Genomic DNA, 24,560 nt, shown 5'->3' with positions numbered 1-24,560 from the left:
GTGATAACGTGAAATTGCTCCAGGTAGAAAACTTGAAAACGACATTTCACATCGACGCAGGACAGGTGCAAGCCGTCCGCGGGATTTCCTTTCACGTCGAAAAAGGCGAGTCCATCGGCATCGTGGGAGAATCCGGTTCGGGCAAAAGCGTGTCGATGCTCTCCCTTTTGAAGCTGCTGCCGGACAACGCCACATTGACAGCGGACAACATCTTGTTTGACGGCGCGCAGATGGTCAATACGAGTCAAAAAGCGATGCGCAAAATGCTCGGGCGCGACATTGGCATGATTTTTCAAGACCCGATGACGTCGCTGAATCCGCTGTTTACCGTCGGCGAGCAAATCATCGAGCCGCTGCGCATTCACCAAAAGCTGTCGAAGGAAGCGGCGCGGCAAAGAGCGATCGAGATTTTGCGCATGGTGGAAATCCCCAGTCCGGAAAAGCGATTGAAGCAGTATCCGCACGAATTTTCCGGCGGCATGCGGCAGCGCGTCATGATTGCCATCGCCCTGTCCTGTTCGCCCAAGCTGCTGATTGCCGACGAGCCGACGACCGCGCTCGATGTGACGATTCAGGCGCAAATCCTCGATCTGATGCGCGACTTGAAAGACAAGCTGAACGTCTCGATTGTGATGATTACGCACGATCTCGGTGTAATTGCCAACATGTGCAACCGGATCATCGTCATGTACGGCGGCACGATTGTTGAGCAAGGAACGACTCGCGAAATTTTTTACAAACCGCGCCATCCGTATACGTGGGGGCTGTTGCGTTCCATCCCGCAGTTTACGGAAGGGGAAAAGAAAAAGCTCATCTCCATCCCGGGCAGCCCGCCCGATTTGCTCCGCCCGCCTGCCGGATGTGCCTTCACGTCGCGCTGTCCGTACGCGATGAAGGTTTGCGAAAAGCAGCCGCCGCAGTCCGTCGCGCTGTCTGAAACCCACCAGGCCGCCTGTTGGCTGATGCATCCAAAAGCGGCCAACCATATGCGGGAGGTGATCGGCTAATGGCAAAGCCCGCTTCGGCGCTGGTAGAAGTGCGGAATTTGAAAAAGCATTTCGAGGTGCAAAAGAGCTTCCTCGGCCGCAGCTCTACGCTGCTCAAGGCAGTAGACGACGTCAGCTTTACGATTTTCAGAGGGGAGACATTCGGACTGGTCGGAGAATCCGGGTGCGGCAAATCGACGATCGGCAGAACACTGTTGAAGCTGTACGAGCCAACTGCTGGCGAGATCATTTTCGACGGCCAACCAATCACCCGGCTCACGCACAAAGAAATGTTGCCCTACCGCAAAAAAATGCAAATGATTTTCCAAGACCCGTACGCTTCGCTCGACCCGCGCATGACGATCGCGCAGATTATCGGAGATCCGCTGGCGGTACATAACATTTATCGCGGAAAGGACCGAGTGGATCGGGTCAAGGAGCTGATCGAGCTGGTCGGATTGAAAGCGGATCACCTCAATCGGTATCCGCATGAATTTTCCGGGGGCCAGCGTCAGCGGATCGGGATCGCTCGCGCCCTGGCTGTCGAGCCGGAGTTCATTATTTGCGACGAGCCAATCTCTGCCCTGGACGTCTCGATTCAGGCGCAGGTCGTCAACATGCTGGAAGAGTTGCAGGAACGATTCGGGCTGACGTACTTGTTCGTCTCCCACGACTTGTCGATGGTTCGGCACATTTCCCACAAAGTCGGCGTCATGTACCTGGGGAGCCTGGTCGAATACGCGAGCGTGCACGATTTGTACACGAACATGCAGCATCCGTACACGCGGGCGTTGTTGTCTGCGGTACCGATTGCCGACCCGGACACGGCAGAAGGGAGCGAGCGCATCCACCTCCAGGGTGATGTGCCCAGCCCGCTGAATCCACCGAGCGGCTGTGCGTTTCGGACACGTTGTCCACATGCGCTGCACCGCTGCGCAGAAGAGAAGCCTGCTTTAAAAGACAGCGGCAACGGCCACCTCGTTGCTTGCCATTTGCTCGATTGACAGTCTTTTCGCCATCTTTTCGCTTTTCACCAGCGAGATATGAATGCCGTGTTTTCGGACGGCTCATATAAATGCAAAAAATGGGGGGACGAGTATGAAAAAGAGGTTGGGCATCGTTTTGGCGGCGCTACTTGCGATCACATCAGTCACAGCCGGATGTAGCAGCTCAGGCACGGCACCGCAGGGAGAGAATCAAGGACAGCAGACCGCGCCGAAAGCGGAGGGCGAGAAGCCTGCTGCCGAGCAAAAAATCATTTATGCCTTGAGCAAAGAACCGGAGGAGATGGACCCGACGCTGAACGTGTACGCGCGCTCGTCCATCGTGTTGCAAAACTTGTTCCGCGGTCTTTATAAAATCGATGAATCCGGAAAAAAGCCCGTGCCGTCACTTGCCGAAGGGTATGAGCTGGATGCGACAGGCACCAAGTACACTTTTAAAATCGACAAAAATGCCAAATGGTCTGACGGAAAGCCCGTAACCGCCCAAGACTTCGAGTATTCCTGGAAGCGTGTGCTCAATCCGGACGTCGCTTCCGGCGCGGCTTTTTACTTGTACTACATCAAAAACGGCAAGGCGTACAACGAAAAGCAAGCGAAAGCAGAAGATGTCGGCGTCAAGGCAGTCGATGAAAGCACGCTGGAAGTAACGCTGGAAAATCCGACTCCGTACTTCCTGGAGCTGTTGTGCGTTACCGCCTACTACCCGGTGCGTCAGGACGTAGTGGAAAAAGAAGGCTGGACCAAATCGCCCGAGACGTATTTGACGACAGGACCGTTCATGCTGACAGAGCTTCGCCCGAAAGAAAAATACGTCCTGAAGAAAAATCCGAACTACCTCGAAGCGGATAAAGTGAAGCTGGATACGCTGGAAATCGTGTTCATCGAGTCCACCGAAGCAGAGCTTGCCGCCTATACGAACGGCGAGATTCACGTGTCCGACAACATCAGCCCGGAAGGCATGAAGCAGTATCAAAGCACGCCTGATTTTTTCTCTGTTCCCCGGATCGGCATGCAATATTTTGATTTCAACGCATCCAAAAAGCCGTTTGATGACGCGAAAGTCCGCAAAGCATTCAGCATCTCGATCAATCGCGACCAGATCATCAAAAATATTGTGCAGTCTGTAGAGAAGCCTGCTTTTGGCATGGTGCCGTACGGAATCCCGGATGGGGTGCAAAAAGACAAGGAATACCGCGATGTCGTCGGCAACGTGTTCAGCGAAAACGTCGACGAGGCGAAAAAACTGCTCGCCGAAGCAGGGTATCCGAACGGGCAAGGCATCCCGGAAATTACGATGATCGTCATGGCGAGCCAGTCGGACAAAGACATCGCCCAAGCGCTGCAAAGCATGTGGAAGCAAAATTTGGGAGTAGATGTCAACATCCAGACGTTTGAATCGAAAGTGTATTGGGACGAGATTGAAAACGGCAATTTCCACATCGCTTCTGACGGTTGGACAGGAGACTACCCGGACCCGATGACGAACCTCGACATCTTTGAAGGCGTGAATACAGCCGACGACCTGAGATGGAACAGCGCCGAATACGACCGTTTGCTGGAAGAAAACCGCAAAATCTCCGATCAGGCAAAACGGATGGAAAACTTCGCGAAGGCGGAAAAAATCTTGGCCGACGAAATGCCGCTGATGCCGATTCGCTTCTTTGAAGATCAGTTCCTGGCGAAGCCGAATGTCAAAGGCGTGCTGAAAAACTACATCGGTCACACCATTTTTGAATATGCGCATGTAGAATAACATTTCAACGGGGAAAGGGCCGGTAAGTGGAAGCTTGTCGGCCCTGCCTCACGAGGGAGCCATGAAGATGAAGCCGATTATCGGTTTGACCACATTTTTGTCCGAACAGTCGAAGTACAGTACGGTAAGCCGAAACTACGTCGACTCGATTTACGCTGCGGGAGGCGTGCCGATCACGATTCCGATCGTAGAGGACAAGACAGATTACAGCGAGTACATAGACTTGGTAGACGGCATTTTGTTCACGGGCGGCAACGATATCGCGCCGTACTATTTTGGCGAAAATCCGCTGAAAGAGCTGCACTCGATGTCCTCGATCCGCGACGAATACGAACTCTCGCTTTTTCGCAAAGCGTATGAGAAAAACGTGCCGATTTTCGGGATTTGCCGGGGCATCCAACTGATCAATGTCGCGCTGGGAGGCAGTCTCTATCAGGACATCTACAGCCAAATTCCCGGCGCTTTGGGGCACTCGCCGACGCAAACAGCCTCGGATGAACTGTACCATTCCATTCAAATCAGCAAACATACGCAACTGTATGATATCTTTGGAGAAGAGCGAATTTTCACCAATTCTTTCCATCATCAATCGGTCAAACAACTGGGAAAAAATCTGGTCGCGACGGCATTTTCCGAGGATGGGATCGTGGAGGCGCTCGAAAGCACGGAGGAGCGGTTTTTGCTGGGGGTTCAATGGCACCCGGAATGCATGACCAAACGACATCCGATGTTTCTGAAGCTGTTTTCTGCGTTTATTCAAGCATCGCTTGTCCACAAACAAAAGGAGGTATCGGCATGAAACTGTTTATCAGCGCGGATTTGGAAGGAGTAGCAGGCATCGTCAACTGGACGGAAGCCGACATCGAAAGCTCGTTTTCCAAATACTTTACCGAACAGATGACGAAAGAAGTGAATGCAGCCTGTGAAGCGGCGATTGCGGCGGGGGCAACGGACATTCTCGTAAAAGACGCGCACAGCACGGCGCGCAACCTCGATCCGTCCAAACTGCCTGAGCAGGTGAAAATTTTGCGGGGCTGGACGCGCGATCCGTATTCGATGATGGCAGGGCTAGATGAGAGCTATGATGGCGTTTTGTTTATCGGCTACCACGCGGCGGCGGGGGCGAACGGCAACCCGCTGGCGCATACCATGAACATGCAAAACGAGTATGTCAAAATCAACGGAGAAATCGCCAGCGAGCTGCTGATCAACGTCTACATCGCCGCTTCCATGGGTGTGCCTGCGCTGCTGGTCACCGGAGACAAAATGATTTGCGAAGAAGCGCAGACGATCAACCCGCACATCAAGACGGTTCCCGTCAATGAAGGCATCGGCAACGCGGCTATCTCGATTCATCCGAATGTCGCTCTGCGACAAATCAAGGAACAGGTTCAAGCTGTAGTTGCCGATGACTTGTCCAAATACAAGGTGCAACTGCCGGAAACGTTTCATGTCGAGATCGCTTTCCGCGAGCATTATTTGGCTTATCGCGGCTCTTTCTATCCAGGAGCCAAGCAGACGGGCGCCAAGACCGTCGAATTTGCGGCGGACGACTACATGGAAGTGTTGCGCTTTTTGTTTTTTGTTTTGTAAAACGTTGAAAACGAGCTGTTCCGGAGGCTTTGCGCCTAGCGGGACAGCTCGCTGATTCCTTTCCACGCCTGGCTCAACCGTTTGATGCCCTCCTCCATTTTGCTCTCATCCATCCCGGCAAACCCCATATAAATACGCGGATACTCTGACGCAGGCGGAGTCATCCACAGCTCGCTGACATCGTACACCTGCACACCATTTTCCGCTGCCCGTTTTACAAGAGACGAAGCTGGCTCGCGCGTTTTCACCGTCAACTGGACATGCAGACCTGCATTGTGGCCGGAAATGGTGACGAGCTCGCCCAAATGAGCGTGAAGCAGCTCGATGAACCGATGATGCGCTTTTGCATATGTACGCCTGATCCGGCGAATATGACGGTACCAGTGGCCTTGTTCCATGAAAGCTTGCATGGCCCATTGATCGATCCTTGAAGGCCCCTGATACAAATATTGAATGCTTGGAAGTTTGCGGGCAAGCTCAGCGGGCAGCACCATGTAGCTCATGCGAAGCGCAGGAGAGAATGCTTTGGAAAAAGTGCCCAGATAGACGACCCTTCCGGCGTGATCCAGCCCTTGCAGGGAAGGGATAGGCTTACCGACATAGCGAAATTCGCCGTCGTAGTCATCCTCGATGATGAAGGCTTCGCTGGTGCGCGCCCATTGCAGCAAACGTTCCCGCTCCGGGTACGGGATGATGCTCCCCGTGGGAAATTGATGAGAAGGGGTAATATAGACGACTTGTGCCTGGGAACGAGCGACTTCGTCCAGAGAGATCCCTTTTTCATCGACGCCGATCGGTGTGACCCGATAGCCGCTTTGCAAAAAATGGTCGCGAACAGGGGCATAGCCAGGCTCCTCAAACGCGATATGATTCACACCTTGCAGGAGCTTGATCAAAATGGCGATGCTGTATTGAATCCCGGAGCTTACGACAATTTGTTCAGGGATGCAGCGAACCCCTCTTGAATGGCGCAAATAGGACGCAAGAACGGTACGAAACGAAAGCTCGCCCTGTGGATCGCCATAACTGCAAATTTTGTGTTGGGCATGATCCAGCGCATGGTGCAGCATCTTTCGCCAAAGGCGAAAAGGGAAGGTCTGTTCATGAATGGCTGAAGGGCGAAAATCGATCAGGGCGGAAGCAACTCCGGGCGCGAAAGGCAGCGATGACAGGTCTTTTTGGTCAACCATCTGTCTCGTTTGTGTCTGGGGCGGCTCTAACTGGAACGGACTGGCTACATACAGACCGGAGCGGGGCTTGCTGATCACATAGCCTTCTGTCACCAGCATCTGGTAGGCGGTTTCGACCGTCGTTTTACTGATGTGCATATGCTGCTGAAGCGATCGGATCGAAGGCAAGCGGGAGCCGTACGGCAAATCGCCGTTTTTAATCTGGTCGCGTATTTGCGTGTACACCTGTATGTACTGTGGCTCGGGAGCGTGACTGTTGATGGAAAGAGAAAGCATCCGACGACAAGCTCCTTTCGCATCTGTCTTTAAAAAATACTTCGAAACTGTCTCTTTTTGCAGGGGCAGTTCTAGTATAAATTGAGGGAGGATTCCCTTCAACAAAAAAGGGAGGAAGAAAGCTGGAGCGGAGGATGACCGATGATATTGACGAGAGAAGAACAAAGAGCGTATGTAAAACGTCTGGGCATAGCGGATATTTCAGCTCCGACCAAATCGTACTTGTTTGAACTGCAAAAAGCGCATGTACACAAGCTGCCCTGGCAGACGCTCGATATTTTTGCGGGAAAGCCAACCACTATCGAGCCGCGTGAAACCGTCCAGATGGTGATAGCTGGCCGGAGCGGTTATTGCTTTCATCTAAACGGGGCGTTTGCTGCGTTGCTTCGTTCGTTGGGATATAAAGTTTCCATGCATCGGGCAGGTGTTCAGCCGCTGGGAGAAGCGCCGCGGGTCAACTCGTTCCACCTCGGTTTGACTGTCCAACTCACAAATGATGCGGGAGAAGAGGAAAACTGGCTGGTCGATGTCGGCCTCGGAGACATGCCTGTAGAACCGTTGCCGATGCGCTTTGGCGTCTATGAGCAAAGTCCGTACACCCACAAGCTCCTGCCGTCGAGTGTTGCGGCTGGGGGATGGCGTCTGGATCACGACCCCGAGGCCAATTTTGCCGGAGTAGACTTTGCTCCCGAAGTTGTCGAGGACATTCGTGTATTCCAGCCCAATCACGAGCATTACTGTCATTCCGCTGATTCTCCGTGGATCAATCTGTTCCTCATCCGAAACCGGAGCGAGCAGGAGTCCAACGAGCTGCGGGGGTGCATCTGGCGAAAACACGATAAGAGTGGCATCCGCAAGACGGAGATCGAATCGAAAGCCATGTGGCTCGAATTGCTGGGAGACATGTTTGGCGAGCATCTCGTTCGTTACAACAGTCTGGAACGGGACGCGATTTGGCAAAAAGTGTGCGCGAAGCATGAAGAGTGGAAAAGGGCGCAGGAGCGAGAGGCTGGGCGGACGGAGACGACTATGTAAGCAGCACGAATACGGCATCCGAAATCCCCTGCCTATCCTCGATCATAGCCCCACAACCCACCGTAATCAATGTTTCTTGACCAATCAGGCGGACACATCGTTTGGATACGTTCATTCATTTGAACATTCACACCTTTTCAGCATGCATGACACAAAAAGAAAACCTGTTTGACCAACTGGCCAACAGGCTTGCATGTTATCCCATATGTTTTTTGTACATCCAGAGCTGACCGCTTTTGATGACGCGTGCCATCTGGCCGACCAGAGACATTTTCCCCATGCTGGCAAAGCCCTCTTTTTTGCCGAGGGAGCCGAGGAAGCCCTTGTGCTTGAGCGCTGGCAGCGAGGCAGGGTATTCTTCGCCCTTGATGTCTTTTTTCAGCATCATGGCGATTTGGTCACCTTGAATCTCGGCTGTCTGGGCGCTCGGCGCAATGATCGTGCTCGCACAGTCGCCTACGACGTAAACGTTTGTATGGGTAGGAATCTGGTGATACTGATTCAACTTGGCGCGTCCGATGTTGTCTGTCTCAATCGGCAGGGAGCGAATGATGCGATTGGCCTGAATACCGGCTGTCCACACGATGACATCGCTTTGAACCGGCTGGTTGTGGTTGTACACCACTCCCGGTTCGATTCCTGTTACACAAGCCATGGAGACAAGCTGAACCTCATGCTCGATAAACCATTGGGAAGCGTATTCCTGCAATTTTTTCGGGAATGGGCTCAAAATGCTTGGGCCGCGGTCGATGATGCGCACGTTCAGGTCGGGACGGCTTTCGCGCAGTTCTGCTGCCATTTCCACGCCGGAAAGTCCACCACCCACAACGGTAACCGTACCATATGGATTCACATTATTGATTGCCATGTATGTGTTGCGGGTAGCTCCCATGGATTGGATCGAGCAAGTAAACTGCTCTGCACCAGGTATGTCATGGTAGCGATCCTCACAGCCCAATCCGATGACGAGCCAATCGTACGAGAGGGCGTCCCCGTTTGCAAAATTGACGACCTGCTCGTCCAAATCCACTTCGCTGACTTCGCCGTATTTGACAGTCAGGCGCGGATCGTTTGGAAAATTAACTCGCAAGTGAGATTCTGGCGTAGTACCTGCTGCCAGAGCGTAGTACTCCGTTTTCAAGCCGTGAAACGGCATACGGTCTACGAGGGTAATAAACACGTCGTCTGGTAAATCAGGGGACAGGACTCGCTCGATAATACGAAGACCCCCGTATCCTCCACCAAGGATCACAAGTCGTTTCATAGAAGGTCTAGTCCTTTCTTCTGTCCGTTTTTTACAGCACCCATTCTATTTTTAGTCTCTTTCCGTAAAAATGCAAGCAGAATCTTTTTCCCGTTTTCTCCGCTGGATTTTTGCAAAAGTCGCGGTACAATAAAGTACGTGACGATGTTGGAATAATCGGTAGGTGAAGATAGATGAAACCTTTGGTAGAATTTTGCGCGAGCAACGTATCTTCCTACACACAGCCTGTCGTGGACGCTCTGGAAAACGACCCCGAGCTGGACGTCGATGTTCTTGAATACGGCTGTCTCGGCTATTGCGGAGAGTGCTACATGGAGCCGTTTGCCCTGGTAAACGGAACGCTTTTGCAAGCTCCGTCGGCCGATGAATTGCTTGTAAAAATCAAGAACTACTTGCGGGAGGAAGAAGAGCTGCTGAATGCAGACTTTCCTCTATAAGCTGTTTTCTTAGGATGTTCATTGAAGCCCGCGAAAAAACGCGTGTGTACGGAAATAAAAAAGAAGCTGATGTCCCACGACGCGACGGTCGGGCATCAGCTTCTTGCCGTTTTTAGTGTTCTTTGATGACGTTGTAGAACGTATCGCGTTCCAGGGCGCGTTTGCCAGCGCCTTTGATCAGCCAGACGAGCTCGTCAACCGTCAAGGCTTGCTGGGTGAGCGCTCCGGCCGAGTGGCTGATGCGCTCTTCAATCAAAGTGCCGTGCGCATCGGAAATCCCCATAGTCAGCGACAGTTGCGTCAGCTGTGTACCGATATTAATGAAGTAAGCTTTGATGTGCTGGAAATTGTCCAGCATGAGGCGGCTGATTGCCATTGTTTTCAGGTCGTCGATGGCAGAGTTGCGGCGTTTGATGCCGGCAGTTGCCTTGATCGGCTGAACAGCGAGCGGGATGAATACCATGAAGCCGTTTGTATCGTCTTGCAGCTCGCGGAGGCGCAGCATGTGAATGACGCGCTCTTCCAAAGTTTCGATGGAGCCGTACAGCATGGTTGTATGTGTCCGGAAGCCAAGCTCATGAGCGGTGCGGTGAACTTGCAGGTACATGTCTGTGCTCGCTTTTTCCGGGCTCATTTTCATCCGGTAGCGCTCTGTCAAAATTTCGGCGCCGCCGCCAGTCAGCGTTTCCAGACCTGCTTTTTTCAGTTCGAGCAAAACTTCGCGAATGGACAGACCGGAGATGCGGGAGAAAAACTCGATCTCTGCACCTGTGTAGGCTTTCATGGTGACATCCGGGTAAGCTTGCTTCAGGATGCGCACGTTGTCGAGATAGTATTCAAACGGCTTGTGCTGATTGTGGCCGCCCACGATGTGAAATTCACGAATCCCTGGATGAAAGCGGGTTTCAACATAATGAAGCAATTCTTCTTTGCTCATTGTGTATGCGCCCTCGTCGCCTTCATCACGACGGAATCCGCAAAATCTACAGTGAGCTTCGCAAACGTTTGTCGGATTGATGTACATGTTTTGCAAAAAGTAGACTTTATCTTCGTTTTTGCGGTAATTGACGACATTTGCCAATTGTCCGATCGTCAAAAGATCGTTGGAGTTAAAGAGAGTAACGCCGTCTTCCAAAGTGAGGCGTTCGCCGTGCATGACTTTTTCCGCGATTCCGGCGAGCGATTTGTCTTGGATGGCAATGGTTTCAAGCGCCATTCCAAACACTTCCTTTCTAGGTCGAGTGGTAAGGGATAAGAGCTGTTCGTCCAGGCCATGCCCAATCAGAAACGTTCCTTGGGGGTGGAGAAAGCTCAATAAAAAGGGAAAATCTCGGGCAACAAGGCATCTATATTATAAACCTGTTAGTATGTACGAACAATAAGATAAGTTCTCCAACTGTTTGCTGTAAAATTCTAACATTTATCGCCATATTTTTGTTGCATTTTTGGGGGAATGTGGGAAATTTTGTTTGCGAAATGATGGCCGTTCTTGTAAAATATAGTAAGAAAGCCTGATCTACTATTAGGAGGAGCTTCATAATGCGGGACGTTTTGCTCGAAAAAATCGAACTCCTTCGACAGCGTATGGTAATTATGGGGTTAGAGGTTGGGTTGGATCATCCAGAAGTCCTAGAATACAGTATGCAAATTGATCAACTACACAACGAACTGAACCAGATAGATCATAATCTGTCTAAGGTAGGCCGAAAGAAGACGTATCGTTTTTATTTAACCGAGAACAATGCTTTTTTTGCATAAGGAGGGGGAGCCCTTCTTTTTTGTTTGCCTTTTTCCAGCAGTATGAGCGCCCGAAGTGCAGGGGAACCTTGTGAGAAGGGTTGCATCTTTTGTATACTGAACATATAGAAAGGGTAAAGTTAGCCTGCAAAGGAGGGAGTCAAGCATGATTACATTGACAGAAAAAGCCAGCTTGAAAGTAAAAGAGATGTTGGCAGCAGAAAACAAGCCCGGGATGTTTTTGCGGGTAGGTGTTCGACCTGGCGGTTGCAGCGGCTTTACGTATGGGATGGGCTGGGATCAGGAAATGAAGGAAGGCGACGAAACCTTCGAACAACACGGCGTGAAGATTGTTGTCGACAAGGACAGCTATCTATACATTAAAGGTACCGAGATTGATTACAAGGAATCGATGATGGGCGGCGGCTTTTCCATCGAAAATCCGAATGCCATCGCTTCTTGCGGCTGTGGGTCGTCCTTCAAGACCGCGCTGGCAAAAGGCAAAGAGGAAAAATGTGACGATTAAATTAGGGCTAGACTGTATGGAGAAAACCTCTTTGGTTCGTGTGGATCGAATGCACGAACCAAAGGGGGTTTTTTATTTGTGGCTATGTTAAAACGCCGTACAAGGAACCGTGGAAATGGACGAAACGTATTTCTTGTTCTCCGAAAAGGGCAGTTTCGTTTAATGATTAAAAATAATATGCAGGAGATAATGGCGTAACTCCGAATTGTTAAATTACAAAAATATTAGAATTTTTCGTAGTTTACTATACTGTGATTTATCTGTACACATAAGGAGATAAAACTATGGACAAAAACAAATTGCTAAGAATGGACAATGTTGGCATCGTTGTAGAATCCCTTGATGACGCAATCGCTTTCTTCGAGGAGATTGGCTTGAGGCTCGAAGGGCGAGCTACTGTCGAAGGCGAATGGGCTGGTCGCGTAACCGGACTGGGTTCGCAGTGTGTAGAGATTGCTATGATGGTTACCCCGGATGGCCACAGCCGACTTGAACTTTCGCGCTTTCTCACCCCACCCACTATATCAGACCACCGAACTGCTCCTGTAAATTCCCTCGGTTATCTACGCGTCATGTTCGCGGTTGAAGACATTGACGAAATGGTATCCAGACTCACTAAGCATGGTGCTCAGCTCGTTGGCGAAGTGGTTCAGTACAAGGACTCGTACCGGCTCTGCTACATTCGTGGAGTTGAAGGACTGCTAATCGGTTTGGCGGAACAGCTCGGCAATAAATAAGGGACGTTTAGTCGTGATGCATGAACTTTACTAACGGGTACGATAGCCCAATAAGCCGCCTCTTCCATGGGGCGGTTTTCTTATCGTAAAATATTTATTGCTTCCAGCATTTGTAACAAATGACCAAGCCCGCGCGTACTAACTACAAGCAGTTGCCGCATAGCTGCGATCTCTGTTCCTTTCAGAAGAGGAAAATCACAAGGAGTGAAGGACGTGGCGGAACGGTCACAGGAACAAAAAGCTTACCAGTGGTTGCTGCTGGGGGCTTTCGGAATCGGCTGTTTTGGCGATTTGCTGTTTTACGGCAAAAATTATGGCGTATCGTACCCGCTGTTTTTTATAGGAATGTATGCGTTGTTCGTATGGCAAGCCAAGCTGCATCAGAGACTGAGCTTTTCACGGGAAAACAAATACATCTGGCTTCTGTGTGTGCCGATCGGCATGTTGTCGCTTACGTTTGCGCTCTTTTCCAATGGCTACTTTCACTTGTTCAACTTCGTGCTGGTGCCGATGCTGTTTGTGCTGCAAACGATGCTTTTCACCGGGCGCCATAAAGCGAAGTGGCATGAGATTATGTTTGTGGGAGAGCTGTTGGAGATATTGGTTTACTATACGCCGAAGCATACACGGCTGCCGTTCATCATGATCAAAGGATCGGTCAAAGGCCGGATGAACCAGCGAAACTACGGCGTGTTGAAAAAAATCATGACCGGGCTCTTGATCTCCTTGCCGATTTTGCTCGTCGTGCTGACCTTGTTGTCACAAGCGGACCGCGTGTTTGGCCATTTTCTGAATGAATTTCCCGATATGCTGATTGATGTAGATTCAGTCGAAGGCATGTTTCGCCTGTTTGTGATCGGACTTGTTACGCTAGTAGTGTTTGGCTACATGTACTCCCTGTTTGGCAAACGGGCAGACACGGTGGAGCTTCCGCAGCCGCAAGAGCAGGAAAAGATCGTCTGGGACGGGATTATTTTGGTGACGATCCTGACGATTATTGATGCCGTGTATGCTGCTTTTACATACATCCAGATTTCGTATTTGTTCAGCGGAGCGAAAGCAGCTCTCCCGGAAGGACTGACGTACGCCGAGTATGCCAAAAACGGCTTCAACGAGCTGCTGACAGTGACGGTCATCAATTTCATCATCTTGCTTGCCACGCTGTATCTCGTATCGCGCAAAAATCGGCTGTTGTATCGCTCTGTACAAGTGTTGCTCACGCTGCTTACGGTCTGTACCAGCTTTATGCTCTTTTCGGCGTACTATCGGCTGTCGCTGTACGAAGCAGCTTATGGCTACACGCATACCCGTTTGCTCGCGCATCTGTTCATGATTTTTCTGCTGATCCTGTTTGCGATCGCCTTGTGGAAAATTTGGCGAGACAGCTTTTCGTTGCTCAAATATTACGCGCTCGTGACGCTCGCGAGCTACGTGCTTATCAACTACATCAACATGGACGTCATCATCGCCCAAAATAACCTAGAGCGCTATCGGGCAACGGGAAATATTGACGTCGAGTATTTGGGCAGGCTTTCGTACGATGTGGTGCCGTATTTGCAGGAATTGAAAGCGGACGAATCGTTGAAAGCAGCTGTGACGTATGAGCTGGAAAACAAATGGGCGGAACTGCGCGGAGAATCGAGCTGGCAGTCGTTCAACTGGTCGAAGTACAGGGCGAAGCAGTACCTTCCCTAACCAAAAAGCAAAGCGGAGACGAGGGGCAGCTATCGTCTCCGCTTGCTTTTTTGGCGATAGAAAAGGAACAAGGCGATGACACAGAAGACGACCGCAACTGCGCCGGCGAAAGCGGGAAGCGTCCAATCGGTTGCAGACGAAGGGGGCGGAGGGAGCGGAGCGCTTCCGGTTCCCAAGGCTTGCAAGTCTTCTGTCGCATCGGCGAGCAGGGTGGTGCGGGTGCAAATGTTTGTCTCCAGATCGCTGTGCTCCCAGTACGAGGCGTAGACAAGGTATTCGTCTCCCGGCTGAAAAGGAATGCCGCATCCGCCGCCCAAGCCACTCGTGACGACGAGCACCTGTGATTGCAAGGCCCCTTTCCAGACAGTCTGCACTTCAAACGTAACATCGAAGCCGATTCTTGCCGGGGTAGACAAAAAAGGCATTCTCACAGGCTCCTCGACGCGAAGCACTTTTCCGCTGAAGACGGCAGCAGATTGCCCCAGCGCTGTCACCGGATCGGGAGCAGGAGCACAACTGCAAGCCGCTGCCGGACTTGGGCTGAGCAAAGAGGTAACGATGACGGCGACAGCGAATAGCCAGTATGGTATGGCGCGAAACATCATGGAAAATCACCCCCGGTATTTATTTGACGAGGGAAGAGGGAGAGTGTTCCAGTTGTGCCCAAAAAGCCCTTGCCGCTCTGAAAAAAAGAGCGAAGCAAGGGCTTTTATACGATACAGCAGGTTTATCCTATTAGCGCCGAGCGGCTGGCTTGATGTCGGCCGGGATTGGGCAGACGTAGGAGGTGCCGTCCAGCTTTTCTCGCAGCTCGGCTTTGGCCTCCGCGATTTTTTCCGGGTGAAGCAGGACGTCGATGGCGGTTGCGGCCATGACTTTGCCTGCGTGCAGCATTCCTTTGTGGCCGATCGACATGCCGCCTTGGGCTACGGCTTGCCACGAATGCAACTGGGTGCCCATCGCAAAGCACGTCGTTGAGCATTGGACAGTCGGAACGATCCAACTGACATCGCCCACATCAGTCGAGCCCGACATGAGTCTTGCTTGCGGAAGCAGAGGCAGGAGTACAGTGGAAAGCTCCTCGCTGCCCAACTGCTCTGTCAGCTTTTTACCGGATGCCCCCATGACTTTGGCAATCATGTTCAGATCGCTGCTTTTGTCCGACTCGGGAATCGTCTCGCGAATTTGGCGGGCGAAGTTCTGCTCTTCCTCGGTAAAAGCAGGGGTGCCCAACTGTTTGAAATTGTCGTACATGACGCGCTCCAGCGTCTGGTTCGGAATCAGGTTGGAGCATGCTTTGTCAAAAATGATGTCCACGGCCGTTTCCGTCATCATGGCCGCTCCCTGGGCAATCTTTCTGATCCGTTGATAAATTTCTTCGACCTGCTTCGCATGGGGAGCGCGGATCAAATAGAGCACGTCCGCTTCCGCCTGCACGACATTTGGCGAAAAGCCTCCCGAATTGGTAATCGCATAGTGCACGCGGGCTTCCGGGATGATGTGCTCGCGCAAGTAGTTGACCCCGATATTCATCAGCTCGACGGCATCGAGGGCGCTGCGGCCAAGGTGCGGTGCAGCCGCGGCGTGAGCAGCCTTGCCTTTGAACTTGAAGTACACCTGATAGTTGGCGAGGCTGCTGATCGACATGAGCGTGTTAAACGTTTGCGGATGCCAGCAAATCGCGTAGTCCGCATCGTCGAACAAACCTTCGCGAGCCATGTACGCTTTGCCGGAGCCGCCCTCTTCTGCCGGACAACCGTAGTAGCGCACGGTCCCTTCCAGTTGGTTTTCTTCCATATAATGGCGAATGGCGACTGCGGCAGCCAACGATCCTGTTCCGAGCAGATTGTGGCCGCAGCCGTGACCGTTTCCGCCTGGCTGGATCGGGGTGTGGGTAGCTGTTCCGCGTTCCTGACTTAGCCCGGAGAGAGCGTCGTACTCGCCCAAAATAGCGATCACCGGAGCACCGCTCCCATAGCTTCCGACAAAAGCCGTCTCGATTCCCGCCACGCCTTTTTCTACTGTGAAGCCTTCGTTTTCCAATGCCTCGCATAAAAGCTCTGCGGAGCGAAATTCTTCAAAGCGTGTTTCGGCAAACTCCCAAATCCGGTCGCTCACATGCGTGAACCATTCCTTTTTTTGCTCGATGATTTCAGAAATGCGTTGATGATAGGACATAATAACACCTCATTGTTCCATTCTTTTTTTGCATGCTGGCTTGCGCCGCGCGTACAGTCTGGCGCTAGTTGCCGACGGGAACCGAGCTGGCAGGTTCGCTTGTGGCTGGCGGTACTGTGCGAATCGTCATCCCGATAAAAAACGGAATGGCAACAGCGATGATCAAAAGCCAAAATGCTGCATCATAGGAGCCGTTGAACTGCTGGATCATGAAGCCCATGGCTGTCGGCGCGATCACTCCTGCGAGCTGTCCGCCGAGATAGATCAAGCCGGAAGCGGCACCGACAGAAGACGCGTCTATGTATTTGAGCGGCATCGTCAACGTAGTGGTAACCGCTGCGGCGAGACCGATATTGGCAATGGCCTGATAAAAGACAACCAGAGCGACGGTAGGAGCTTTCGACAAGAGATAAAGCGCTATGATGCCGATGAAAGAACCGATGACAATCAATAATTTTTCGCGGCCTACCATTCGTTTGTCCAACAGCCAGCCAGTGATGAGAACCGTCACAAAAGACAGAACGGCTGGAATCGCAGCCAATGCCCCCATGGCTACCATATCGAGATGGCGAACCTTGACCATGTAGGAAGGCATCCAGGACATCATGCCCCACGTTACCATGGAGATGCCGAAGTATATGGCCATCAGCTTCCAGAGCATGGAGATTTTCAAGAGCGAGCGGAGGGGCAGCTTATCCTTTTTCGTTGTTGCCATACTTTCTGCTGCTTTGGTTGGGTGTAAAAATTTGGCGTACAAAAGCGCTAAAAACAAGCCGAGAACACCGAGGATGACGAACATGATTTGCCAGCCGAAGTGTTGGGACAAGCTGGCGGCTACAAGCGTGGCGAGTACAGACCCGATGGTGGTGGCAGAGGTCAAGATGGACTTGGCCCTGGCCCGTTCATGCTGCGAAAAGCTTTCCGCTACCGCAACAGAGCTGGCGGAAGGATAGCTTCCCTCGCCGATTCCGAACAGAAAGCGGATGACGATGAGCGAGAGGAACGACCAGGCAGTACCTGTGAGGATCGTAAAAAGAGACCAGACGACGACGGAAACGAGAATGACTTTTCGCGAGCCGAATTTGTCGGCGAGACTGCCCCCGATCGGCTGCATGATCGCATAGCTCAGAAAAAAGCTGCTCAAAATCAGTCCGACCTGGGTTTCGGTCAGGCCAAATTCCTGGGAAATCGGGATCACGGCAACGTTGATGGCAACCTTGTCAAAATAGTTGATAATCCAGCCGAGACAGAGAAGTCCGAGGACCAGGTACTTGTTCTTGCTGTTCGCTACTGCGCTTGTGTTCATCGTAAGGCCTCCTTGTTAGCGTTTTCATGGTTGGATGCGAATGGTGCAAAAAAACATCGGCGAGCAAGTCGGAAGGCAGCACACTCCTTTAAAAACTATTTTTGGACACTATAAAGACGATTTCTAAAAACAACTTTACGGCATTGTTTTGAACATTGCAAGTCTTTTCAAAATATTTTCAAAGAGGCGCAAATCTCCTATAATGACAAAAGAGTAAAGGGGGAATCTTTATGATCCGTTTGGGTGCTATCCTTGCCCAGCACTCGCAAAAAGAACTGGCATCTGTCCCCATGCGGGTTCAGGACAGCTGCGAGCTGGTCATGCTGCCCTATCATCGTCTGCATGAAACACCGACAATCTACAGGCAAAATCAGCAAAAAGTAGACGGTTTTGTCCTGACAGAGCTTGCGTATGCCTATTTGCTGCAAGAATGGGGAAGCTTCCCGATTCCGACATATACGCTTTCGATCAGCGAGCAAGAGTTTTACAAAAAGCTGTTTCAGCTCAGCCTGCGCAAACGCGATCTCGATTTTTCCAGAGTGTACATCGACTTTATTTTTGAGGCGAATCAGTACCTCGGATTGAAAGAAGTAGTCGGGGCAGACGCCATGCCGTACACGTTGTCTCCGGTGGAAGTGAACGACCAGATTTACGAGGCGGTGCTGGATGAGCATCTCCGCTTGTGGAAAGCAGGCAAAATCGACTTTTCCATGACGCGGATGAGCAACATCGTGCAAGATTTGACGGACCACGGAGTGCCGCATCAGTATGTGTTTCCTTCGCCGGAATCGGCCGCAGCGCAGTTTGAACAGATGGCTGCCGAACTGGCGGCGATCAAGCTGGCGGAGAGCCGGATTGCGATCGGGCATATCACGATCGGGGATGTCGAGGGGCAAAAGGAGAATCTCAACGAATGGGAGCTGCGGCAAATGCTTCTGCACAAGTCACTTTTGGAGTTCAGTGCCGAGAAAAAAGTGCCGTTCATCATCCAGAAATCGGCTGCCAGCTTTGAGATCATCAGTTCATTCAAAGATTTGAAAATGCTGACGGACAACCTCACGCACTGTCTGTTACTCGCCTATTTGGAAAAGACGTTGCCGTTTCCCGTCCACGTCGGCTGGGGGGTGGGCAACAGCATGTATAAAGCCAGGATGAACGCCCAATCAGCGAACAGCATGTCTACAGCAGGCAAAACATCTGGCACGTACGTCGTAACAGACAGCGACCAGGTCATCGGGCCGTTGGGCGAGGAAACATGCTTGCAATACCGCAACCAGATCAACGACTACATTCAGCGGTTGAGCGAAGAGACAGACTTGTCTACCTTGCAGTTGCAAAAAATATTGGCGGTACTCGCGAAGACGGAAAGCAACGAGCTGACGGCGGACGAGCTGGCGTATCACCTCGGACTTACGGTGCGCAGCGCCAATCGCATCCTGAATCGCCTGGAGGAAAAAGGGGTCGCCAAAATTTTGTACAAAAAGCAAGAAAAGCTGCGGGGGCGCCCGACAAAGGTGTACCAAATCGAGTTGCCGGCGGAAGAGGACGGTCCGAAATAATAGACCGTTCAATAATTGGTAGCAATTTCGTCACGATTCAGTCACAGATTCCCAGATTTTGGACGGCTACTTTCCAGTAAGATGGAAGTGTAGAATCAAGTAGAAAGAAGGGGTCATTGTGAACAAGAAGTGGACTCTGTTGGTTTCGGCAGTTGCTTTTTCGGCGATGCTGATGACAGCATGCGGCGGCAAGGAGCAAGCGGCAAACACCAATTCTACAGAGGCTCCGGCGGCAGCGACGGATGGCAATGGAATCAACATCGAAGCTAGCAACTGGAAGTTCAACCAAGATATTTATGAAGTAAAAGCAGGCGAAGAGTTTACAATCAATTTCAAGTCCACGGAAGGCTTCCATGGAATCGGAATTGAGGGCTTGGACGTCGATATTCAAAAAGACGGCAGCAAAACACTGAAAGTGGATAAAGCTGGCGAGTACAAAATTTTCTGCAACGTGATCTGCGGACCGGAGCACGGCAACATGATCGCGAAACTGGTAGTCAAATAAATGCCAAACCCAAACACTCTGGCTCGCATTAGCGGGTTGGGGTGTTTTTTATTTTGCCGATCCACTGTGCTTTACAGGGCGATGACACATGTTTTCCCGCCTTTTGGCACAGATTAAGGAGGAAAAGTTTTCAAGCTTGCTTTCACGAATGGAGATGACAGCTTTGGAAAGAAAGACGTACTACGTCACCATGCAAGCGGGAACGACGGTTGCGGAAATTCGCGATGAAAAAGGCTCCTCCACCTACGATTTTGAGATCGAGGCAACAGACGTGGAGGTCGGCATGATGCGCGATCTGTTCAACAACTGTATTCACGGCGACTTCATGATGTGGATGCACGGGCATACACTCTGGTCGGACATGCCGGATCGGGACAATGACGAGTACGATGACAACTTGCGGGAAATTTATCGGTTGATCTACCAGCACGGTACGGCAAAAACGAAGCAAGATTTGGAGCAAATGGGGCTTGTGAAGCTGTTCGGTTTCGAGAGAGCGGGAATCCGGCCGCTGTAATCAGCCTGCTTGAGAAATTACACATTTTTACATATTTATCCGACAAGCTTGCCACAACCGCTGGGAACAATGACGACGAACAAGGCCAAAAAACGAGTGATGCCTTGAGGCGAGCGCCATGAGTCAAGCAAGGCGAAGGCGCAAAACGAGCGAAAAGGAGAGAACAGCATGAAAAAGTGGACAAACAGCATGGTAGTAGCCGCAATCGCAGCGGGACTGGTATTGCCTGGTCTTGCACTGGCAGAGGAAACAACTCTCGCAACGACAGGGATGACGACAGCCAGTCGAACAGCACACAGCCACGGCGATCATGAGCGGGTGGACATCAAGGTTCGGCACGGGATGCACGGCAGCGCTCACCAAAAAATGTACATGCTGCTTTTGGCGGAAAAATATACGCCAGATAGTGTGGCCGAGTGGCAAGGAGTGTTCAAGGAACGGGAACGCCTGATGAACGAATTTGCGGCTTTGGGAGAAGACCCGAAATGGAAGGCGAAGCGCGAAGAGCGCAGGCAGCTTGTCAGCAAGCTGAATGAGCAAGTGAAAAAAGGCGAGATTACCAGTGAGCAAATGGAGCAGCAGCTGAAAGACTGGAGAGAGAAAAACATGGGCATGCCGGGCATGAAGGAAGATCGCGAAGCCAGAAAAGCCCGGATGGAAAAGATGAAAACGACGCACGAAGCGTTTGAAGCCGCGATTGAATCGGGGGATGCGGCGAAAATCAAGCAAGTGCTGCCGCAAATGCTGGAGCAGATGAAGGCAAAAAATACGGCGATGGCCCAGCGGCTGGAGCAGAAGAAAAAATAAGCGGATGAACGAGCAAAGGCGTGTGAACCAGGAAAATGGTTCGAACACGCCTTTTTGCTGCGAGACATTTTAGCGAGGACAATGACAGGCTACTGACTGCTTGTAGCAAACGAGAGCAAGAACGGTCAAGTTAGCCTATTCTGTGTTACTCCGCTTTTAACTGATTCGGCTCAACAGCCTTCGCCATCCAGTGCTGATCGGTTTGGACGTGATTTTTGCGGACGAACTTCGCTGCGCTGTATTTGAAGTCAGCGTAGGCGAAGGAAGCGGTGAGCCGGACGACATAGCCTTCCTGCTCGCCGCCAAACACGGATTGCCGCGTATAGCAGGCCCGCACCTTTTCCTCGTCCCATGGGCCGCGATAGAGCACAGGCGGAGTCTGCAAACCAAGAAGCTCTGCCCATTCCAATGTATCGTCCCAACTGAGGCAGACGTTGCGGTCATCCCAGACGGAAAACAGGTAGAAGTAGCTCGACAACTCCTCATAAAAAATCGAATGCTTGGCAAACACGTTCTCCCCGCAAATGCGATAGCCGGGTGGAAGGTGGTGGGCAATCGAGCCGTGCAGCATTTTGATCCAGTGGCGGGACGGATGGTCGCGGCTGTCGATCGAACGGGCGTGCAAGTAGTCGCGGTACAAGCTGGTGTTTTCTCCGTCCAGCTTTTCTGTCACGACAATTTCTTTTCCAACAAAATGCCGGGTATCTCGCAAAATCCGATCGTCGTCGGTTTTGCTCCGGGACCAGGGCAGGTGAAAGGTGCGCGGATACTTTTGATAGTGGCTCGTCGACTTATTTTCCATAGTGATCCGCCTCTTTGAAAAAGTATAGTTTCGTCAGCATGTCTGCCCCGACCAGATGGTAAATCTCCGACGCGCCTTCATCGCCGCCGTAGGCAATTTTCATGTGCATTTCGATCAGAGCGGCGGCCCGGAAGACAAGCTCGTCGGCAAATCCCAGCTCTTTCAGGAAATGAACGGCAATCTGGCTCGACACGTATTCGTGCCCGTAGTAGCTGCTGTGGCCTTTGGCTTGCTTGAAAACTTTTGTATACAATTTTCCCACGTCGTGAAACAGCGCGACAATTTGCATCAGCAGCTTGTCGTCCTCTTCGTAAAAAGTATTGACGTAATCGAGGACGTGGTACGTATGCTTGCACAGCGTGTGCTGATGGTGCGGGTTGTCTTGCTGAAAATCTTTCATTTGCTGAAAATAAGCGATTCCGGACAAGGCGGCAAACAGCTCGTCGTAGCCGGGTTCGCTTTGCAAAAGGGCGATAAACGCCTCTTTAGTCATCGGGTACGGCACAGGCTCATGCAGCAGGTGGATGGCGGCAAAGCCTTCCTGGTGCAAAGGAATATGCAAGTTTTTATGGTATTTGGCGAGAACCAGCTCATCCAGCTTGCGTTTTCTCGCCTGATTTCGTTGCAGGCAAATTTCAAACGGAGTGCTCACGTAGTAGCATTCCGCCGTCGCGTGCGGGAATCGCTTCAGTACGCTCATCCGCTTGTCCCGATCGACATTGGTGGCGTCGAAGACAACGTCGCTTCCCGCAGCCAACGCTTGCTCGATACGGGCGTAAACCTCGTGGAAAACGAGCGGATTTTTTCGGCGCTTGGCTTCATCCCCGAACAGCTCTAACCGAACGGCATCCGTGGACACGAGTGTCGCCCGTTCTTTTTTGGCGATCAGCCCGGCTGCGCGGGTTTTGCCGCTTCCGGGAATGCCCACCATCATGATGAATTTATTCATAAAATGACGCTCCCCTCAAAAAGTGGTTCCAATAGACGAGTGCAGGGGGTCGACAATTTAACCGATTACATGATTTTTCCGTCCTTTAACAAATAATTCCTTATAGTATAGCGTGTTTTTGCAAAAAGGGAAGAAAAAAATCCCGCCTCTGCCGTGGGCGATAGCGGGATTGCTTACAGCATGTCGGGTGTCCATTCTTGAATGGCTACCGTTTGTGCCAGCTGGCAAGTGCTGCACCAGCCGGTATGCAAGCACAGGTGCTTCTCGCGATCGGGATAGCCGTTGTCCCATTTGGCGTCATCGATCTCCCGGTAAGGGCTGTAGTCGCCGTAAAAGTCGTACAGACGCCCTGCATCCGCAAGTGGCGTGTAGCATTGTGGGCAAGCTTGCGAGAGAGAAGCGAGCCCATTGCAAACCGGACAAAAATAATCCATGGTTTTCCCTCCAAAAACGTAAACGCTGGTTGTCGTTTTCTCTACTCTGCGTCAGAAGGAAAGCCGCTATGCATCCTGCCCGAAAGCTTCGCCGTCACGAAAAAATCCTTGCACCGCAAAAGAAAAGCGGCACAAGGATTGAATGCTTGCTGATTGTTGAATCAAGCTTTGAAGTTGTCCATGCTGGAGGAATGCCCTGGCTGCAATTTGGCATCCGGGTTGAAGTAGCCTACCGCATTGTTGACGGCCGTTGGCGCTTCCCCGAAGCCGACAGCAATCAGCTTGACTTTGCCCGGATAAGTCGCGATGTCTCCCGCCGCAAAAATGCCGGGAATGTTCGATTCCATGCGCGTGTTTACGACAATCGAACCTTTTTCCAGCTCCAATCCCCAGTTTTTGATCGGACCGAGCGAGGAGATGAAGCCGAAGTTGACGATGACGGCATCGACTTCCAGGTTGAGTTCTTCTTTCGTGGTGCAATTCGTCAGAGTCAGGCGTTCAATTTTTTCTTCTCCGTGAAGAGCGGATATTTCATAAGGTGTCGTGACGTTTACCTTGGACGACATGAGCATCTCTACGCTGTGCTCATGCGCACGGAACTTGTCTCTGCGGTGGATGAGATGGACTTCTTTGGCGATCGGTTCGAGCATCAAAGACCAGTCCAGTGCGGAATCTCCGCCGCCAATGACGGCGACGCGCTGCCCTTTGAAGGAGTTCAGGTCGGTGACGAAATAGTGCAGATTGGATTTTTCGTATTTGACGGCATCTGGGTGTTCCAGTCTGCGGGGTTCGAACGCACCTACGCCTGCCGTGATGATGACAGATTTTGCGTAGTGTACGCCTTTGTCCGTAGTGATTTCAAAAACGTCGTCCGCTTTTTTCTCTACGTTTTCCACTTTTTCTTCCAGACAAACGGTTTGCTGAAAACGTGAAAGCTGCTCCTTCAGGTTATTGATCAAATCTTGAGCCAATATCTTTGGGAACCCGGCTACATCGTAAATGTATTTTTCCGGATAGAGAGCTGACAGTTGCCCGCCAAGCTGGGGCATGCTCTCAATAATTTTCACACTTGCCTGCCTCATGCCACCGTAAAATGCAGTGAACAGTCCGGCAGGGCCTCCGCCAATGATCGTAATGTCGTAGATTTGCTCGTCCTTTTGCAGAAAATTCAATCGAAAGCACCTCCGAATATTCGAAAAACCGAACTCCTCACCCATTATAACCCAACAAAGGAAAGAAAAAAAAGCAGGGAAAAAAACGCCTCGATAGG

The 24,560-nt window shown here is 51.5% G+C and carries 25 protein-coding genes; 15 read left to right on the top strand and 10 right to left on the bottom strand.

What is annotated here, in order from left to right:
- Positions 1-8 precede the first annotated feature (8 nt).
- The 5 genes from HP435_RS23235 (at position 9) to HP435_RS23215 (ending at position 5,336) form a co-directional block, all read left to right on the top strand.
- On the top strand, positions 9-1,007 hold the full coding sequence (locus HP435_RS23235; protein ID WP_122964517.1) for an ABC transporter ATP-binding protein: 999 nt from the start codon (positions 9-11) through the stop codon (positions 1,005-1,007).
- Positions 1,007-1,990, top strand: coding sequence for an ABC transporter ATP-binding protein (locus HP435_RS23230; RefSeq protein WP_063227392.1), 984 nt, complete (start codon positions 1,007-1,009; stop codon positions 1,988-1,990). The genes HP435_RS23235 and HP435_RS23230 overlap by 1 nt, the downstream gene beginning before the upstream one ends.
- A gap of 94 nt (positions 1,991-2,084) precedes the next feature.
- Positions 2,085-3,743 (top strand): peptide ABC transporter substrate-binding protein, encoded by a 1,659-nt coding sequence (locus HP435_RS23225; protein ID WP_173599624.1) that lies wholly within the window; start codon positions 2,085-2,087, stop codon positions 3,741-3,743.
- A gap of 67 nt (positions 3,744-3,810) precedes the next feature.
- Positions 3,811-4,542, top strand: coding sequence for a gamma-glutamyl-gamma-aminobutyrate hydrolase family protein (locus tag HP435_RS23220; protein ID WP_173599623.1), 732 nt, complete (start codon positions 3,811-3,813; stop codon positions 4,540-4,542).
- A complete protein-coding gene (locus HP435_RS23215) occupies positions 4,539-5,336 on the top strand; it encodes a M55 family metallopeptidase (RefSeq protein WP_173599622.1) in 798 nt (265 codons plus the stop codon). The genes HP435_RS23220 and HP435_RS23215 overlap by 4 nt, the downstream gene beginning before the upstream one ends.
- Before the next feature lie 35 nt (positions 5,337-5,371).
- Here the strand turns inward: HP435_RS23215 and HP435_RS23210 are convergent, their stop codons facing one another.
- On the bottom strand, positions 5,372-6,802 hold the full coding sequence (locus HP435_RS23210; RefSeq protein ID WP_173599621.1) for a MocR-like pyridoxine biosynthesis transcription factor PdxR: 1,431 nt from the start codon (positions 6,800-6,802) through the stop codon (positions 5,372-5,374).
- A 141-nt stretch (positions 6,803-6,943) separates the two neighbouring features.
- Between HP435_RS23210 and HP435_RS23205 the strand changes: the two genes are divergently transcribed.
- On the top strand, positions 6,944-7,837 hold the full coding sequence (locus HP435_RS23205) for an arylamine N-acetyltransferase family protein (RefSeq protein ID WP_173599620.1): 894 nt from the start codon (positions 6,944-6,946) through the stop codon (positions 7,835-7,837).
- 196 nt (positions 7,838-8,033) lie between these two features.
- On the opposite strand, the gene HP435_RS23200 is transcribed toward HP435_RS23205, so the two are convergent.
- The gene (locus tag HP435_RS23200; RefSeq protein ID WP_122964523.1) at positions 8,034-9,101 is read right to left on the bottom strand and encodes an NAD(P)/FAD-dependent oxidoreductase; all 1,068 of its coding nucleotides are present in this window, start codon (positions 9,099-9,101) and stop codon (positions 8,034-8,036) included.
- Positions 9,102-9,274: 173 nt separating this feature from the next.
- On the opposite strand from HP435_RS23200, the gene HP435_RS23195 reads away from it, so the two are divergent.
- Positions 9,275-9,538 carry a DUF1450 domain-containing protein gene (locus HP435_RS23195; RefSeq protein ID WP_173596760.1) on the top strand — a complete coding sequence of 88 codons (264 nt, stop codon included), beginning with the start codon at positions 9,275-9,277 and terminating at the stop codon, positions 9,536-9,538.
- 112 nt (positions 9,539-9,650) lie between these two features.
- On the opposite strand, the gene mqnE is transcribed toward HP435_RS23195, so the two are convergent.
- Entirely contained in the window at positions 9,651-10,754 is a 1,104-nt protein-coding gene (gene mqnE, locus HP435_RS23190; protein ID WP_173596761.1) for an aminofutalosine synthase MqnE, read from the bottom strand.
- 323 nt (positions 10,755-11,077) lie between these two features.
- Between mqnE and HP435_RS23185 the strand changes: the two genes are divergently transcribed.
- The 4 genes from HP435_RS23185 (at position 11,078) to HP435_RS23170 (ending at position 14,233) form a co-directional block, all read left to right on the top strand.
- Positions 11,078-11,296, top strand: a complete 219-nt coding sequence (locus HP435_RS23185) for an aspartyl-phosphate phosphatase Spo0E family protein (RefSeq protein WP_063227402.1) — start codon at positions 11,078-11,080, stop codon at positions 11,294-11,296.
- A gap of 145 nt (positions 11,297-11,441) precedes the next feature.
- Positions 11,442-11,801, top strand: coding sequence for an iron-sulfur cluster insertion protein ErpA (erpA, locus tag HP435_RS23180; protein WP_063227403.1), 360 nt, complete (start codon positions 11,442-11,444; stop codon positions 11,799-11,801).
- Between the two features lie 284 nt (positions 11,802-12,085).
- Complete coding sequence (locus HP435_RS23175) at positions 12,086-12,538, top strand: VOC family protein (RefSeq protein ID WP_173597507.1); 453 nt, start codon at positions 12,086-12,088, stop codon at positions 12,536-12,538.
- 213 nt (positions 12,539-12,751) lie between these two features.
- Positions 12,752-14,233 carry a DUF4153 domain-containing protein gene (locus HP435_RS23170; protein WP_173599619.1) on the top strand — a complete coding sequence of 494 codons (1,482 nt, stop codon included), beginning with the start codon at positions 12,752-12,754 and terminating at the stop codon, positions 14,231-14,233.
- A 29-nt stretch (positions 14,234-14,262) separates the two neighbouring features.
- On the opposite strand, the gene HP435_RS23165 is transcribed toward HP435_RS23170, so the two are convergent.
- The 3 genes from HP435_RS23165 to HP435_RS23155 all read right to left on the bottom strand — a co-directional run bounded on the left by HP435_RS23165 (position 14,263) and on the right by HP435_RS23155 (position 17,717).
- The gene (locus tag HP435_RS23165) at positions 14,263-14,838 is read right to left on the bottom strand and encodes a hypothetical protein (protein ID WP_173599618.1); all 576 of its coding nucleotides are present in this window, start codon (positions 14,836-14,838) and stop codon (positions 14,263-14,265) included.
- Positions 14,839-14,968: 130 nt separating this feature from the next.
- Positions 14,969-16,411, bottom strand: coding sequence for a M20 family metallopeptidase (locus HP435_RS23160; RefSeq protein WP_217365778.1), 1,443 nt, complete (start codon positions 16,409-16,411; stop codon positions 14,969-14,971).
- A 64-nt stretch (positions 16,412-16,475) separates the two neighbouring features.
- Positions 16,476-17,717, bottom strand: coding sequence for an MFS transporter (locus tag HP435_RS23155; protein WP_122964530.1), 1,242 nt, complete (start codon positions 17,715-17,717; stop codon positions 16,476-16,478).
- A 230-nt stretch (positions 17,718-17,947) separates the two neighbouring features.
- Here HP435_RS23155 and HP435_RS23150 point away from each other — a divergent pair, with 230 nt between their 5' ends.
- From HP435_RS23150 to HP435_RS23135, 4 genes are all read left to right on the top strand, one after another.
- Complete coding sequence (locus HP435_RS23150; protein ID WP_122964531.1) at positions 17,948-19,276, top strand: helix-turn-helix domain-containing protein; 1,329 nt, start codon at positions 17,948-17,950, stop codon at positions 19,274-19,276.
- A gap of 118 nt (positions 19,277-19,394) precedes the next feature.
- Complete coding sequence (locus tag HP435_RS23145) at positions 19,395-19,781, top strand: cupredoxin domain-containing protein (protein ID WP_173599617.1); 387 nt, start codon at positions 19,395-19,397, stop codon at positions 19,779-19,781.
- Positions 19,782-19,935: 154 nt separating this feature from the next.
- On the top strand, positions 19,936-20,298 hold the full coding sequence (locus tag HP435_RS23140) for a hypothetical protein (RefSeq protein ID WP_173597623.1): 363 nt from the start codon (positions 19,936-19,938) through the stop codon (positions 20,296-20,298).
- Between the two features lie 168 nt (positions 20,299-20,466).
- Complete coding sequence (locus HP435_RS23135) at positions 20,467-21,105, top strand: hypothetical protein (RefSeq protein WP_173599616.1); 639 nt, start codon at positions 20,467-20,469, stop codon at positions 21,103-21,105.
- 145 nt (positions 21,106-21,250) lie between these two features.
- Here HP435_RS23135 and HP435_RS23130 read toward each other — a convergent pair whose 3' ends face one another.
- The 4 genes from HP435_RS23130 to HP435_RS23115 all read right to left on the bottom strand — a co-directional run bounded on the left by HP435_RS23130 (position 21,251) and on the right by HP435_RS23115 (position 24,462).
- Positions 21,251-21,907 (bottom strand): RNA ligase family protein, encoded by a 657-nt coding sequence (locus tag HP435_RS23130; protein WP_122964533.1) that lies wholly within the window; start codon positions 21,905-21,907, stop codon positions 21,251-21,253.
- A complete protein-coding gene (locus HP435_RS23125; RefSeq protein ID WP_173597512.1) occupies positions 21,897-22,856 on the bottom strand; it encodes an AAA family ATPase in 960 nt (319 codons plus the stop codon). Before HP435_RS23125 ends, HP435_RS23130 begins: the two co-directional genes overlap by 11 nt.
- Before the next feature lie 173 nt (positions 22,857-23,029).
- Complete coding sequence (locus HP435_RS23120; protein ID WP_173599615.1) at positions 23,030-23,290, bottom strand: hypothetical protein; 261 nt, start codon at positions 23,288-23,290, stop codon at positions 23,030-23,032.
- 161 nt (positions 23,291-23,451) lie between these two features.
- Positions 23,452-24,462, bottom strand: a complete 1,011-nt coding sequence (locus HP435_RS23115) for an NAD(P)/FAD-dependent oxidoreductase (RefSeq protein ID WP_122964535.1) — start codon at positions 24,460-24,462, stop codon at positions 23,452-23,454.
- Positions 24,463-24,560: the final 98 nt, after the last annotated feature.

Source organism: Brevibacillus sp. HD3.3A (assembly GCF_013284375.2).
Classification (GTDB): domain Bacteria; phylum Bacillota; class Bacilli; order Brevibacillales; family Brevibacillaceae; genus Brevibacillus; species Brevibacillus parabrevis.
This window is presented reverse-complemented; position numbering and strand designations above follow the sequence as displayed.